Origin of the sequence: Pelomonas sp. SE-A7 (assembly GCF_030345705.1) — a bacterium.
In the GTDB taxonomy this organism is placed as follows: Bacteria; Pseudomonadota; Gammaproteobacteria; order Burkholderiales; family Burkholderiaceae_C; genus JAUASW01.
This window is the reverse complement of record NZ_JAUASW010000003.1, coordinates 185,722-200,829: the sequence shown is the minus strand read 5'-3', so window position 1 is coordinate 200,829 and position 15,108 is coordinate 185,722. Positions and strand designations below refer to the sequence as shown.

Sequence of the window (15,108 nt, the reverse complement as noted above, 5' to 3'; positions counted from 1 at the left end):
CCGCAATAGAAGTTCAGGTTCGGAAACCATGTCCGGACTCGCATCACCAGGAGCAGCCCCATGAAGTTGAACAAGCTCGCGCACCACCTTGCCGTCGTTGGCCTCGGTACCCAGTTGATAGGCGTGGCGCTGGCCCAGACCAGCGCCCCGACCAAGATCGAGAAGGTCGAGGTGACCGGCTCCAGCATCAAGCGCGTGAACCAGACCGCCCTGCCGCTGCAGGTGATCTCGGCCGACGAGATCCGCAACACGGGCGCCCAGTCGGCCGAAGAGCTGCTGAACTCGCTGGGCGAGAACTCGGCCAACGTGGACAACGCGACCTCGCGCAACAGCGTGTTCGGCGCCGACCAGGACCGTCTGACCGGCGGCTCCTCCTTCGCCAACCTGCGCGGCCTGGGCCCGACCGGTACCCTGGTGCTGCTGAACGGCCGCCGCGTTTCGACGCACGGCATGTCGGGCGGCGCGGTGGACCTGAACGCAATCCCGATCGAAGCGGTGGAGCGGGTCGAAATCCTCAAGGACGGCGCCTCGGCCATCTACGGCACGGACGCCATCGGCGGCGTCATCAACTTCATCCTGAAGAAGAACTACCAGGGCGCGGCCCTGCGCGTGAACGTCAGCAACCCGATGCAGTCGGGCGGCGGCATGACCAAGCGGGCCTCGATCTCCGGTGGCGTCGGCACGCTGGAGAAGGACCGCTTCAACGTGATGGCCAGCCTCACGGCCGACCGCAACACCATCCTGCGCGGCATCGACCGCGAATGGGCCACGGGCTACCAGCCGGCCATGGGCCTGTCGCCCGACACCACCAGCGCGCCGCACGCCAACATCATTGCCTCGGCCGGCACCGCCCTGGCCACGACCGGTACGACCATCGGTACCGGCGACGCGACCAAGTACACCAACCTGAACCTGCTGGCCTACCGCAACCAGTGCGACCAGGTGCCGTTCGGCGTGCCGCTGTCGACCAACATCACGCTGTGGGACAAGTTCGGCTACACCAAGGCCAACAGCCAGTACCGCTGCGCCACCGACTACGGTCGCCAGTTCATGCTGACGCCTCCCAAGGAAGGCTACAACCTGCTGACCCGCGCCAATTTCGCGGTGACCGACACGGACACGGCCTTCGTCGAGTTCAACGGCTCGCGCACCGACGTGCGTTCCGAGTTCACGCCCTACCAGTTCAGCACCAGCACCAATGCCATCACCAACTACCCGGTGAACGGCCCGTATTACCTGAACATGAAGGCGCTGATCGGAGCGAACGACTTCGACCCGACCAAGCCCATCGCCTACCGTCTGCGCATGTGGGACTGGGGCTATCGCACCGTCGAGAACCGCTCGGAGAACAAGCGCCTGGCCGCCGGCCTGGACGGCGAGGTCTTCGGCTACGACTACAAGCTCGGCGTCTCCAAGGGCGAGGCCAAGGGCTCGGCCTATCTGTACGACGGCTATGCCTACACCCAGAAGCTGGTGGACCTGCTGGCCAGCGGCAAGTACAACCCCTTCCTGCTGCCGGGCCAGAGCCAGACGCCCGAGGTCATGAAGCTGATCGAGGACACGAAGGCGCGCGGCCGCATCTTCGGCGGCAAGACCAAGGTGACCCAGTTCGACGGCGCCCTGTCGGGTTCGCTGATGAAGCTGCCGGCCGGTTCGCTGGACTTCGCCGTGGGCTTTGACTACCGCAAGGAGTTCTACGGCTTCTCCGGCTCGATCGAAGACCAGATCGCCTGCCGCGACACCTTCTCGGCCGCCAACCTGCTGGTGAAGAACGCCGTGATGGGCTGCGCCAGCAATGCCAAGTCGCCCGACCAGGAGCGCACCATCAAGGCGGCCTACGCCGAATTGCTGGTGCCGGTGTTCACCAACCTGGAACTGCAGCTGGCCGTGCGGACCGACAAGTACTCGCAGATCGGCAGCACGACCAATCCCAAGATCGCCTTCAAGTTCACGCCGATGAAGGAGCTGCTGATCCGCGGCTCGGCCAACACGGGCTTCCGCGCTCCCACGCCCCAGCAGCTGAACCTGGGCGTGCTCGAGAACACGCTGACCGGCGTGTTCAACGACCCGGTGCGCTGCCCGGTCGACCCGACCCAGTGCGCCCGCAGCGGCGTGCTGTACCGCACCGGCGGCAACCCGCTGCTCAAGCCTGAAGAGAGCAAGCAGGCCACCCTGGGCGTGGTGTTCGAGCCCATGAGCAACATGCAGGTGTTTGCCGACTACTGGCAGGTCAAGCTCGAGGATCGGATCCGCACGCTCAGCGTGACCCAGATGATCACGAACTACGACCTGTTCAAGGACAACTTCATTCGTGACGGCAGCGGCAATGTCAGCTACATCCAGGCCGGCTGGGTGAATGCATCGGCCAGCCAGACCAAGGGCATCGACATGGGCCTGGTCCACCGCACCCTGATAGGCGATGGCCGCCTGACCGCCAAGCTGAACCTCACCAAGATGATCAGCCACAAGGAGCGCCTGATCGACAACGCGCCGCTGGTGCAGTACGTGGGCAAGTGGAACGCCACCACCCTGTACCTGCCCTGGAAGGGCACGGGCAGCCTGGAATGGAAGCAGGGCAAGTGGACCAGCACCGTCTCGGCCACCTACAAGGACGGCTACGAGGACGAGGACATGACCGCTTACCGCAGCACGGGCGAGGTCAAGCGCAACGTCAGCAGCTACACCACGTTCAACCTGTTCACCACTTACAGCGGCATCAAGAACATGACGATCACCGCCGGCGTCATCAACCTGTTCGACAAGCAGCCGCCGTTCACCTGGCACAACGTCGACGGCGTGATCGGTGCCGGCTGGGATCCGCGCGTGGCCGACCCGCGCGGCCGCACGCTGCAGGCCTCGGTCAAGTACGAGTTCTTCTGATCGAGCACCGGGTCCGCTGCGGCGGACCCGCCCAAAAAAGAGCCCCGCCGGCGCGAGCCAGGCGGGGCTTGTTCTTTGTTGGGGGCGGCGCTTCAGCCGAGCAGGGTCAGGGCTTGCCCGGCCACATCCATGCGCACCCTCAGGCCCAGCGGCAGCGGCGCGTTCGGACGGCAATGGCCCGAGGGCCAGCCGGCGAGGATGGGCTTGCCCAGCGGGCGCAGGTAGTCGGCCAGCACGGCGTCGGGCGACTCGGCGTCACTGAAGCTGCCGATCAGGAAGCCGGCCGCGGCATCCAGCACGCCACTCAGGCGCAGCTGGGCCAGCAGGCGGTCGACCCGGTAGGGCTCTTCGGCAATGTCCTCGAAGAACAGGATCGCGCCCTCGGCCCGCGGCGCCCAGCGGGTGCCGGCCAGTGCGGTGAACACCGCCAGGTTGCCGCCTATCAGCCGGCCCGCGGCCTCGCGGCCTTGCGAAAGCGGATGTGCGGCGAACGAAGGCGCCAGCCGGTCACCGACGCGCAGGCCCTGCTTCAGCAGGACGAACAGCGCGTCGGCGTCCGGACCGGCTTCGGCATGCAAGAGGTCGGAGGCCGGCATGGGCGCGTGCAGGCCGGGCAGGTCCAGGTGGTCGCGCAGGCCGTGCAGGCTGGTGATGTCGCTGTAGCCGATCAGCAGCTTGGGATGGCGGCTCAGCAGCTCTCCGTCGATCTGGTCCAGCAGCCTCGCGCAGCCATAGCCACCGCGGGCGCACAGCACGGCATCGACCTCGGGATCGGCAAAGGCGGCGTGCAGGTCGTCCAGGCGCTGGCGGTCGTCGGCGGCCAGGAAGCCCAGCGCGGTCGGTCCGGCACAGCCGGGGAACTGCTTGAGCTTGAAGCCGTGGCGCTGCAGCAGGGCCGGGATCTGTTCCAGCGTGCCGGGCTTGGGCGGGCCGGCCGGGGCGATCAGGCCCAGGGTGGCGCCTTCGCCCAGCGCGGGGATCAGCAGTCGGTCGATTTGGGGCATGGGTACTGCGTCAGTCTCCGAACCAGGTGCGCAGCTGCGCGTCGATGCGGGCGCCCAGGGCGGCCAGGCGCCAGGTCGTGGCGCAAGGCTCGCCCGGCGAGAAGCGACGGCCCAGGCTGCTGGTCAAGGCTATCAGGTAGTGGCGACGGGCCCGGCCGAGGCCGCGGGCGATGCCCGCGTCGGAGCCGTAGTTCTCGGTATTGCCGGTCTTGTGCAGGAACTCCAGCGAGGCGTTCGCCTGGGCCTGGCGCAGGTCGGCCGGATAGGCGCGGTCCTCGGCCAGCCGGGCCGAGCCGTCGCTCTGCAGCCAGCGCGCCGGCACCCGGGCGGGCAGGCCGGGCACCCAGCCTGGCACGCCGGCCAGCACGGTGCTGGACAGCATTTCGTGCAGGCCCTGCTCGCGCAGGCAATAAAGCACCGCCGCCGTCTGCTTGGCACTCAGCATCGGCGTTTGGCCTGCCGGCAGCCACGGAGCCGGCGGCGCATCGGGGTCGATCAGCCACAGCAGGCGCAGCGCGTCCCAGGCCGTCATCTGCAGATGGCCGACTCCGGCGCCGTCGGCATTGCGCCAGCCGCCGTCGGCACGGGTGTCGGCGAAGCGCAGCGTGCCCAGGCCGAAGCGCTGGAACAGCTGTTCGACCTCGTTGTGCTCGCCGCCCAGGGCACCGAGTTCATGCAGCAGGGCGACCAGGGCCGAGGTCGCGTCGTTGCAGCTGACCACGGTCATGTCGAAGGCCCAGTCCAGCACGCGGCGGCCGCGCTGCTGCCAGCGCCAGTCCTGTTCCCAGCGGCAGCGGCCCAGGTCGACCTGGTGGGCGACGGCGACCATCACCATCAGCTTGATCAGCGAGGCCGGGTAGGGCGCCACGACACGCGGCTGGCCCGGCTGGCCGGCCAGGGTCTGCCAATCGAGGCGCGACCAGTCGGCCCCCGGCAACCAGGCGGGCGAGCGCTGCTCGGCATCCTGCTGGTCGGCGAGGTAGTGGACGTTGTTCACCGGCCCGGCACTGCCGTCGAAGCTCGCGACCAGGCCTTGCGGATGCTCGCGCGAGAACAGCACATTGGCCCAGACCGGGGTGCCTTCGGCGGGGAAGGCCGCGACCGCCAGGTCGATGCTGGGCATCAGGCCCAGCGGCCGTCCGTCCTGCAGCTTGTCGTTCGTCAGCTCGAATTGCTGCGCACGAACGGCCTCAAGCAAGGCCTCGGCCAGCTGTGCCGAATTCATGTCTGCACCCTTCGCGCTTGGCGCTGTCCCGCCAAGCGGGAGCGAGCCCCTACGGGCGGCCGGGCGGGGCTCATGCCGCCAGCTGCAAGCCGTCCAGCGCCACCGGGCTGCTGCGGCCGGAGACCAGCTCGGCCACGATGTCGGCGGTGGCGAAGGAGAAGGTGAAGCCCAGGGCACCATGGCCCACGTTGAGCCACAGGTTGGAGACCGGCGTGGCGCCGACGATGGGTGCGCCCGAAGGCGTGGCAGGACGCAGGCCGGCCCAGGCGATGGCCTGGTCGTAGTCGGCCGCCTTGGGGAACGTGGCCCGCACCGCCTTGTGCAGCGAAGCGATGCGGCGCGGGTCGATGCTGTCGTCTTCGCCGACCAGGTCCACCATGGCGGCGATGCGCAGCTGGTCGCCTATGCGGGCGTACAGGATCTTCTTCTCGAAATCGGTGACGCTGACCTCGGGCGGATGATGACCCTCGGCGATGGGTGCGGTCAGGCTGTAGCCCTTGAGGGGATAGAGCGGCAGCCTGATGCCCAGCTGCGCGGCGAGCGGGCGGCTCTGCAGGCCGGCGGCCAGCACCACCTGGTCGGCGGCGATCTCGCCCTTGGACGTGCGCACCGCGGCGATGCTGTCGCCGCCGCGTTGCAGGAAGCCGCTCACCTCGGCCTGCTGGAAGCCGCGGAAATTGGGGTGCTGCTGCAAGGCCTTGGCCAGCTGCAGGCAGAACTGCTTGCAGTCCGCCACCGCCTCGCCGGGCGTGAAGATGCCGCCCGCGAGCTGGGTGTCGCTGTAGCCCAGCGCCGGTTCCAGGGCCACGCATTCGTCATGGCTGAGCGCCTGTTCCAGCGAGCCGGCCTGGGCCCGGACCCGGCCGGCCACGCGGGCGAATTCCTCGTCCTTGCGGTAGACCACCAGCTTGCCCGGCGCGCGCAGCGCAATGCCGTCCAGCCGGGTGGCCTGGTGCAGCTGCGAGAAGGCCGACTGGCTGAAGGCGCCCAGGGCCAGCAGCTTCTCGGTCATGCGGCGATTCACCGGGGCGCGGCAGGCGCGCAGAAAGGCCAGCATCCAGGACCACTGCTGCCAGCTGGCCTCGGGCTTGAAGCGCAGCGGGCCGTCGGGGTCCAGCAGCCAGCGCAGGGCCTTCAGGGGCACGCCCTCATCGGCCAGCGGCGAGACGTAGCGATAGCTCAGCTGTCCGCCATTGGCATGGCTGGCTCCCAGCGCCACCTCGCGTTCACGTTCGATCAACGTGACCGCATGGCCACGTTCGGCGAGTGCCCAGGCCGAGGTCAGTCCGACCACGCCGCCGCCGATCACCACACAATGTTTCATCCGTGCCCTGGGCCGATTCCATCCGATTACAGCTTTCGCAGCGTAAGGAACAGACCGGCCCTGGGCCAATGAAAGCGGCGCCGCCGCCTATAACCGGGCCGCATATCGCGGCCCGGATGATTCAGCTGGGTTGGCGGCGTCTCAGCCCAGCACGGCGGCCATGGCCTGGGCCGTGGCTTCGACGTTCTTGGTGTTGAGCCCGGCCACGCACATGCGGCCCGAGCGCACCAGGTAGACGCCGAATTCGTTCCTCAGGCGATCCACCTGCTCGGGGCTCATGCCGGTGTAGCTGAACATGCCGCGCTGGGTCAGGAAGTAGTCGAAGTTGCGGCCCGGCAGCTTGGCGGCCAGCACCTCGTACAGCGCATTGCGCATGGCGTGGATGCGCACACGCATCTCGGCCACCTCGCCCTCCCACAGCGTGCGCAGCGCCGGATCGCTCAGCACCCGGGCGACGACCTGGCCGCCGTGCAGCGGCGGGTTGGAATAGTTGCGGCGGATCATGAACTTCAGCTGACCGAGCACCAGCTGGGCCTGGGCGGCGTCGGGGCAGACAACGCTCAGCGCGCCGCAGCGCTCGCCATACAGGCTCATGCTCTTGGAGAAGCTGTTGGCGACGAAGAACGAGAGGCCGGCATCCAGCATGGCGCGGATCGCGAACGCGTCTTCGTCGAGGCCGTCGCCATAGCCCTGGTAAGCCAGGTCCAGGAAGGGCAGCAGCTCGCGCTCCTGCAGCACCGGGATCAGCTCGTCCCACTGCAGCGGGCTCAGGTCCACACCGGTGGGGTTGTGGCAGCAGGCGTGCAGCAGCACCACGCTCTTGGCCGGCAGGGCGCGGATCGCCTCCAGCATCTCGGCGAAGCGCACACCGCCGGTGGACGCGTCGTAATAGGGGTAGGTCTTGACCTCGATACCCGAGCCTTCGAAGACGGCGCGGTGGTTGTCCCAGGTCGGGTCGGAGACATAGATGGGGCTGGCCGGGAAGTAGCGCTTGATGAAGTCGGCACCGACCTTGAGGCCGCCGCTGGAGCCCACGCTCTGGATGGTGACGATGCGTCCTTCCTTGCGCGCCGGATGCTCGGCACCGAACAGCAGGGCCTGGACCGCCTCGCGGAAATTGGCCGCGCCTTCCATCGGCAGGTAGGGCCGGGCACCGGCATCGGCCACCACGGCCAGCTCGGCCTTGCGCACCGAGTCCAGCATGGGGATGCGGCCGTCGTCGTCGAAATAGATGCCTATCGACAGATTGATCTTGTTCTGCCGTGGGTCCTTCTGAAAAGCCTCGTTGAGGCTGAGGATGGGGTCGCCTGCATAGGCGTCGACGTGCTGGAACATGGCGCGGGGCTCCGGTTCGGGAATGCCCGCATTATCGGGGCGGCTGTCGCCCGGCCGGCCGGCCGGCTCGGATCAGACCGAGGCCTGGGCGGCCTCCAGCAGCAGCTGCTTGAAACGCAGCACCAGTTCGCCCTGCGGTTCGCGCAGATGCCAGGCGGTCAGGTCGGACAGTCCGGAGTCCATGGCCAGCGGCAGGATGTTCAGCACGCCGGTCTGGGCCGCCACCCGCGCCACATGCTGGGGCATCACCATCAGCAGCGGCATGCGCTTCATCAGGCTCAGGGCCAGCATCAGGTCGCCGGTTTCGATCACATTGGTCGGCAGCGGCAGGCCCAGGCCCTGCCACATGCGGTCCTGCAGCGCCCGCGAGCGGGTGCCGGGCAGTTCCCAGATCCAGGCCTGGCGGGTCAGCGTCTCCCAGCCCACCGGACCGGCCTTGGCCAGCGGATGGATGCTGCTGATGGTCAGCACCTGGGTCTGCTCGATCAGCCGCGAGCTCTCCAGATCGGCCGGCAGCTCCTGCGGTGGTACGCGGGCGATCACCAGGTCCAGCCGGCCTTCGCGCAGCTCGGCGAACAGGCTGCTGAGTGCATGGGTGCGCACGCTGATGGTCACCGACGGATGCTCGGCCTTCATCGCGACTATGGCCTCCGGCAGGATCTTGGCCAGGGCGGCATTGGTCGAGCCGACCAGCAGCTCACCCGAGGCGCCGCGGGCCATCGAGCCCAGGTCGCCCGCGCCGCGCCTGAGGTCGGCATCGAGCTTGAGCGCCAGGTCCACCAGGCGCTGGCCCATGGCCGTCGGGCGCAGGCTGCGGCCGCGGCGGGCGAACAGGGCCTGGCCCACGCCGCCCTCGATTTCGGCCAGGGCCTTGCTGACGGCTGGCTGGGTGACGTGCAGGGATTCGGCGGCGGCGCTGATAGTGCCGGTGGCGTTGAGCGCCAGCAACATGCGCAGGTGGCGCAGGCTCAGGCGGCGCCGGATGAAGTTCTCGACTTCATCGGGGCTGATGGTCTCGGCGGACGGACGTTGCATGGACGAGCTTGTAAGGGGGCAAGGCGGGCGGGCCGCCAGTCGCGGCATGAGATTTTCGATCCAGGGCCTTAACAAGAATTCATAGTCGGCCGGTGCTTCGGGTTTTCGCGGATCTGAATACCGGGCGCAGGGGTGCCGCTGCGGCTGGCCGACCGCCGAATCGACAGGGCCGGCGGCATGGTTCGGCTTGAATCGAAAGGCAAATCTGGGCGCCTCGGTGTTTGTGAGCAGCAAATTCAAGGGTTAACCCTTGGTTTTGGGGCCGCTTGACCGGGTGCAAGCCGCTTCGTGCCGATTGCTGCCCCGCACGTCAAGTGCCATCCGGCCCGGCGTTGTGCGTGGGGAACGCCGCCGAGACCCTGCGTTAACACTGCTTTACCATCCGCCGCTTCGGGCCTTGTCGTCAAACCGACACGTAGCGCATCCCCACTGAATGGGGAGTCGCTCCCTCCAATGAATGAGGAGGCCAGTCGCCGCCGGGTGCAAGCGCCAGCGGCCGACAAATGCAGAGTTCATCGTGATGTTGAAGGAGCGATTCATGCAATTCCGTCCTACCGCCCTGGCACTGGCCGTCGTCGGCCTGGTCTCGCAGGCGCAGGCCCAGCAGGCTGCCCCGGCCCCCGAGGTGCAGAAGATCGAGCGGGTCGAAGTGACCGGCTCGCTGATCAAGCGTACCGACAAGGAAACCCCGTCGGTCGTCCAGACGATCACCCGTGACGAGATCCGCAATTCGGGTTTCGCCACCGTTGAAGAAATGCTGCGCTCGGTCAGCTCGATCGACACCAGCTCGATCAGCGACGGTGCCGCCTCCGGCTTCGTCGCCGGCCTGGCCACGATCTCCATGCGTGGTCTGGGCTCGCAAGGCACGCTGGTGCTGATCAACGGCCGCCGCATCGCCCCGGTCGCTGCCGTTGACGTGAACTTCGGTCGCGGCAACCTGGTCAGCGCCAACACCATCCCGCGCGCCGCCATCGAACGCGTCGACATCCTGAAGGATGGCGCATCGGCCTCGTACGGTTCGGACGCCATGGCCGGCGTGATCAACTACATCCTGCGCAAGGAATACCAGGGCTTCGAAGTGACCAGCCAGGTCGGCGCTGCTGACCGTGGCGTCGGCAAGAACGCCAGCGCGGGCTTCACCTTCGGCTTCGGCAGCCTGGATTCGCAGCGCTTCAACATCTTCGGCGGCATCGACGCCTTCCATCGCGACGCCGTGGGCTACAGCGAGCTGAAGCATGTCGGCGACCTGGGCACCTACAACCAGTACCAGAACACCAACGGCGCGCTGTCGCGCTACGAGGCCAGCTCGGTCTCGTCGCAGTTCACCAACTACTACAAGGTCCCGAACACCACCTCGTTCGCCGGCAGCTACTTCGGCACCAACTTCCTGGGCCACATGGGTGACTGCCCGGCTGCCAACGAAGTGGGCAAGGGCGTGCCGACGGTGCAGACCGGTGTTGCCCAGGTGCTGCCTGTTGGCATGTGCCGCTTCAACGCCGACGAGGCCGCCGAAGCCATGGCCAAGCAGGATCGCGTGAACGGCATGGTGCGCGGCACCTTCGCGGTTTCGCCCGACCTGACCCTGTTCGCCGACCTGATGGTCGCCAAGACCAAGACCACCGGCACCGGCACCAAGTACGTGTTCAACCAGACCCTGGTGACCCAGGCTCAGCGCAACGCCAACGTCGTGACCTGGCCGCTGCTGAGCGGCGTGTTCAAGGGCCTGCCGGCAATCATCCTGAACGCCAACCATCCGGACAACCCGACCCGCGGCACCGCCTCGGCCCAGGACATCCAGATCATTCCGCGTTTTGAAGACCTGAAGACCGGCGACATCAGCGACCTGAAGCAGACCCGCCTGACGGTCGGCCTGGAAGGTCAAATCGGCGGCTGGGACATCGACAGCGCCCTGCTGTTCTCCAAGATCGACAGCGAACGTACCCAGCAGGACCGCGTCCGCGCCTCGCTGCTGCCGGCCGCGATCGCCAACGCGACCTACCACTTCGGCAAGATGAACGATCGTGCCGCGATCGCCACCATCGCCTCCGACGCCGTCAACACCGGCAAGTCGACCGTGATGTCGGGTGACCTGCGCGGTTCGCGTCAGCTGTTCAAGCTGGACGGTGGCAATGCCGCCATCGCCCTGGGCGTCGAAGCCCGCAAGGAAAAGCTGGACTCCACGCCGGACGCCAACTACCTGTCGGGTGACTATGTCGGCCTGGTGGCCAACGGCACCTCGGGCACCCGCAAGTCCTGGGCTGCCTACACCCAGCTGGACCTGCCGGTCCTGAAGTCCCTGGAACTGCAACTGGCTGCCCGCCACGAGCATTACGACGACTTCGGCAACTCGAACACCGGCAAGGCCGGCTTCAAGTGGTCGGCGATCCCGCAGACGCTGGCGTTCCGCGGCACGGCCGGTACCGGCTTCCGCGCACCGTCGCTGTCGCAGATCGGCAACTCGTTCATGATGTCGTTCCACACGTTCAGCTTGTACGGCGTGCCGGACAAGCTGCGCTGCCCGAACGGTGTCAGCATCGGCAACCCGTCCAGCACGCGTGACTGCAACGTGCTCGGCTTCAGCGGCCTGACGCCCAACCCGGGTTCCATCCCGACCGTGATTTCGGCCAACCCCAACCTGAAGGCCGAAACCTCGCGTTCCATGACCCTGGGCGCGATCTTCTCGCCGACCAAGAACCTGGAAATGTCGCTGGACGCCTGGTACTTCAAGCGCGACAACGAAATCCGTGCCCAGCGCGGTGTCGACGTGATGGAGGCCTACAACGCCAACCCGACGGGCCCGGCCGCCGCCAACGTGCTGCGCAACCCGGACCAGGCCACCTGGCTGCCTGGCGTGCAGAACAGCGGTCCGATCATTGCCCTGATCCGCGGCTACGACAACTACCGCTGGACCAAGACCTCGGGCCTGGACTACGACGCCAAGCTGCGCGTGCCGACCCAGGAAATGGGCACCTTCACGTTCACGCTGTCGGGCACCTACACGGCTCGCTTCGACCAGGTCGTGCTGGCCGGCGCCACTCCGGACCGCTACGTCGGTACCGGCATCGCGCTGGACGTGCCCAAGACCAAGGCCTCGCTGCGCGTCGACTGGCGCCGTGCCGACTGGACGACCTGGGCTCGTTTCAGCCACACGGACTCGGAATTCAGCTCCACCACGGGCACTTGCCTGACCTCGACCACGGCCGCCAATACCTTCCTGCGTAACGGCGACTACTGCAAGATCGGCGCCGAAGACGTGCTGGACCTGGGCGTGGCCTACCGCGGCTTCAAGAACTGGATCCTGACCGGCTCGGTTCTGAACGCCACGGCCAACTACACCCAAGCCAGCGGCGTGCCGTCGGCCTGGACCTACTGGAACCCGGGCACCCCGGGCCAGCTGGGCCGTCGCTTCTCGGTTGGCGCGACCTATTCCTGGGAATAAGTCCACCGCCTGACCTCCCGGTCCGAGCCGGGGCGCCGCAAGGTGCCCCGGCTTTTTCTTTGGCCGTCAATGGCCTCCCGCCAACACCGGGGGTTCGATTGGCGCGGCACACAAGGGCAGTAGCAAAATACCGCCTTTCCTCGACTCGATGCAGCCGCCACAAGGCTGTGCGACACCACCCGTGAGTTCTTCTTCGACGGCGACCCGTTCGCCGGCGGCCCTGGCCGCACTGACCCTGGCCGCGTTGGGCGTGGTCTACGGCGACATCGGCACCAGCCCGCTGTATGCGCTCAAGGAAGTCTTCCACGGGGGCCATGTCCCCTTGAATCCACAGAACATCCTGGGCGTGCTGTCCCTGCTGTTCTGGACCATGACCATCGTGGTCTCGATCAAGTACGTGCTGCTGATACTGCGCGCCGACAACAACGGCGAGGGCGGCCTGATCGCCATGCTGGCGCTGGCCACGATGGCGGTGAAGGACAAGCCCCAGCTCCGTCGCGGCCTGATGATGGTGGGCCTGTTCGGCACGGCCATCTTCTTCGGCGACGCGGTGATCACGCCGGCGATGACGGTGCTGGGCGCGGTCGAGGGCATAGACGTCTATGCGCCGCAGTACCACGATGCCATCGTGCCTATCACGCTGATCGTGCTGGCCGGCCTGTTCTCGGTGCAGCGCTTCGGCACCGGCGGCGTGGGCAAGGCCTTCGGTCCTGTGATGCTGGTCTGGTTCAGCTGCCTGACCCTGCTGGGCCTGCCGCAGATCGCCGAGAACCCCAAGGTGCTGGCCGCCGTCAACCCGATGTATGCGCTGGACTTCTGCCTGCACTACGGCTGGGTGGCGTTCGTGGCCCTGGGCGCCGTGGTGCTGGTGGTGACCGGCGGCGAGGCCCTCTATGCCGACCTCGGCCACTTCGGCAAGAAGCCGATCCGCATCGCCTGGTACGGCTTCGTGATGCCGGCCCTGGTGATCAACTACTTCGGCCAGGGTGCGCTCTTGCTGGAGCGGCCCGAGGCGATCAAGAACCCCTTCTTCCTGATCGCGCCGTCCTGGGCCGAGCTGCCACTGTTCGGCCTGGCCACGCTGGCCGCCATCGTGGCCTCGCAGGCGCTGATCACGGCCGCCTTCTCGGTCACCAAGCAGGCGATCCAGCTGGGCATCCTGCCTCGCATGCGCATCCTGCACACCTCGGTGCGCGACACCGGCCAGATCTACGTGCCCTTCATCAACTGGGGCCTGTTCGCCTTCGTGGTGCTGGCCGTGGTCTTCTTCGGCTCGTCCAGCAAGCTGGCCGGCGCCTACGGCGTGGCGGTCACCATCGACATGACGATCACGACGGTGATGACCTTCTACGTGATCCGTTTCGGCTGGAAATACCCGCTGGCCCTGTGCCTGCTGGCCACCGGCCTGTTCTTCATCATCGACATCACCTTCCTCGCGTCCAACCTGCTCAAGGTCACGCATGGCGGCTGGTTCCCGCTGCTCATCGGCATCTGGATGTTCACGCTGATGCTGACCTGGAAGCAGGGCCGCCGCCTGCTCAGCGACAAGCTGCTGCACGACGCCATCGAGCTGCCCGGCTTCCTGGAGGCGGTGTTCATGAGCCCGCCGGTGCGGGTGCCGGGCACGGCCGTGTTCCTGTCGTCCGAGCCGGGCATCACGCCCAATGCGCTGCTGCATAACCTCAAGCACAACAAGGTGCTGCACGAGCAGAACCTGTTCGTCACGGTCAAGCACCACGAGGTGCCCTGGATAGGCTTCGACAAGCGGGTGCAGATGGAGGCCCTGGGCAACGACTGCTGGCAGGTCAGCCTGCATTTCGGCTTCAAGAACGAACCCGACGTGCCCTACGCGCTCAAGCTGCTGGAGCAGCATGGCGTGCACCTGGACGAGATGGAGACCAGCTATTTCCTGTCGCGCGACATCGTGATTCCGACCATAGGCTCGGGCATGGCCCTCTGGCGCGAGAAGCTGTTCGCCAGCATGCACCGCAACGCCGCCGCCGCGGCCGACTTCCTGCACCTGCCGACCAACCGCATCGTCGAGCTGGGCTCCAAGGTCGAGATCTGAGCGCCGGCCTCAGGCCAGCGCCTGGCTGTGATGCCCCTGGGCATCGAAGCGCACCACCGTGCCCTGCGGTATCAGCTCCCAGCCCTCGTGATCGTCCACCAGCGGCTCAGAGGCCACGAGGATGCCGCGGCTCTGGTGGTGGTGCAGGTAGAGCGTGGGCGCGCGCTTGTCGCTCGAGAAGCGGAAGGCATGGACCTGCCTGCCATCGGCCAGCGCCGCTGCAAAGCGCAGGGGGGCGGTGATGTGCAGCACATGCATCATGGCCAGGGTCTCGTTGAGCACCTGGCCCACCGCGTCCGGCACGCTCTCGCCCATCTCGATGCGGGCCAGGATCAGCAGGAACAGCAGCTCGCTGTCGGTAGCGCCGCGGCGCTCGGCATAGAGATGGTCGGGCAGCCGTGCCTCCATCGCGCGGCGCAGCTGGCCGTAGCCGCCGATCTGGCCGTTGTGCATGAATAGCCAGGGGCCATGGCGGAACGGATGGCAGTTCTGCCTCGCTATGCCGGTGCCGGTGGCGGCCCGCACATGGGCGAAGAACAAGTGGGAGCGCACATTGGCGCACAGGGCCAGCAGGTTCTCGTCCGACCAGGCCGGCATCACCTCGCGGTAGACGCCGGGGCTTTCGCGCTCGCCGTACCAGCCTATGCCGAAGCCGTCGCCGTTGGTGACCACCTTGGCCTCCTCGGCGCGCAGCGACTGGCGCACCAGCGAATGCGGCGGCACGCAGACCAGCTCGTCCAGAAAGATCGCATCGCCCACGTAGGCCAGGAATCTGCACATGCTTGGCTCGCTATGCTC

9 protein-coding genes are annotated in these 15,108 nt (G+C 67.2%); 3 read left to right on the top strand and 6 right to left on the bottom strand.

Annotated features, from left to right (window positions below):
• Nucleotides 1–60 precede the first annotated feature (60 nt).
• Nucleotides 61–2,880, top strand: coding sequence for a TonB-dependent receptor (locus tag QT382_RS18860; protein ID WP_289255667.1), 2,820 nt, complete (start codon nucleotides 61–63; stop codon nucleotides 2,878–2,880).
• Nucleotides 2,881–2,972: 92 nt separating this feature from the next.
• On the opposite strand, the gene QT382_RS18855 is transcribed toward QT382_RS18860, so the two are convergent.
• The 5 genes from QT382_RS18855 to QT382_RS18835 form a co-directional block, all read right to left on the bottom strand.
• Complete coding sequence (locus tag QT382_RS18855) at nucleotides 2,973–3,884, bottom strand: S66 peptidase family protein (RefSeq protein ID WP_289255666.1); 912 nt, start codon at nucleotides 3,882–3,884, stop codon at nucleotides 2,973–2,975.
• A gap of 10 nt (nucleotides 3,885–3,894) precedes the next feature.
• On the bottom strand, nucleotides 3,895–5,109 hold the full coding sequence (locus QT382_RS18850) for a serine hydrolase (RefSeq protein ID WP_289255665.1): 1,215 nt from the start codon (nucleotides 5,107–5,109) through the stop codon (nucleotides 3,895–3,897).
• A gap of 70 nt (nucleotides 5,110–5,179) precedes the next feature.
• The gene (locus tag QT382_RS18845; protein ID WP_353957281.1) at nucleotides 5,180–6,433 is read right to left on the bottom strand and encodes a D-amino acid dehydrogenase; all 1,254 of its coding nucleotides are present in this window, start codon (nucleotides 6,431–6,433) and stop codon (nucleotides 5,180–5,182) included.
• Between the two features lie 141 nt (nucleotides 6,434–6,574).
• Nucleotides 6,575–7,768 (bottom strand): amino acid aminotransferase, encoded by a 1,194-nt coding sequence (locus QT382_RS18840; RefSeq protein ID WP_289255663.1) that lies wholly within the window; start codon nucleotides 7,766–7,768, stop codon nucleotides 6,575–6,577.
• Between the two features lie 72 nt (nucleotides 7,769–7,840).
• Nucleotides 7,841–8,803, bottom strand: coding sequence for a LysR family transcriptional regulator (locus QT382_RS18835; protein ID WP_289255662.1), 963 nt, complete (start codon nucleotides 8,801–8,803; stop codon nucleotides 7,841–7,843).
• A gap of 538 nt (nucleotides 8,804–9,341) precedes the next feature.
• On the opposite strand from QT382_RS18835, the gene QT382_RS18830 reads away from it, so the two are divergent.
• On the top strand, nucleotides 9,342–12,242 hold the full coding sequence (locus QT382_RS18830) for a TonB-dependent receptor plug domain-containing protein (protein ID WP_289255661.1): 2,901 nt from the start codon (nucleotides 9,342–9,344) through the stop codon (nucleotides 12,240–12,242).
• A 148-nt stretch (nucleotides 12,243–12,390) separates the two neighbouring features.
• On the top strand, nucleotides 12,391–14,310 hold the full coding sequence (locus QT382_RS18825; RefSeq protein ID WP_502929926.1) for a potassium transporter Kup: 1,920 nt from the start codon (nucleotides 12,391–12,393) through the stop codon (nucleotides 14,308–14,310).
• Nucleotides 14,311–14,319: 9 nt separating this feature from the next.
• Here the strand turns inward: QT382_RS18825 and QT382_RS18820 are convergent, their stop codons facing one another.
• Nucleotides 14,320–15,090 carry a class II glutamine amidotransferase gene (locus tag QT382_RS18820; protein WP_289255659.1) on the bottom strand — a complete coding sequence of 257 codons (771 nt, stop codon included), beginning with the start codon at nucleotides 15,088–15,090 and terminating at the stop codon, nucleotides 14,320–14,322.
• Between the last annotated feature and the right edge of the window lie 18 nt (nucleotides 15,091–15,108).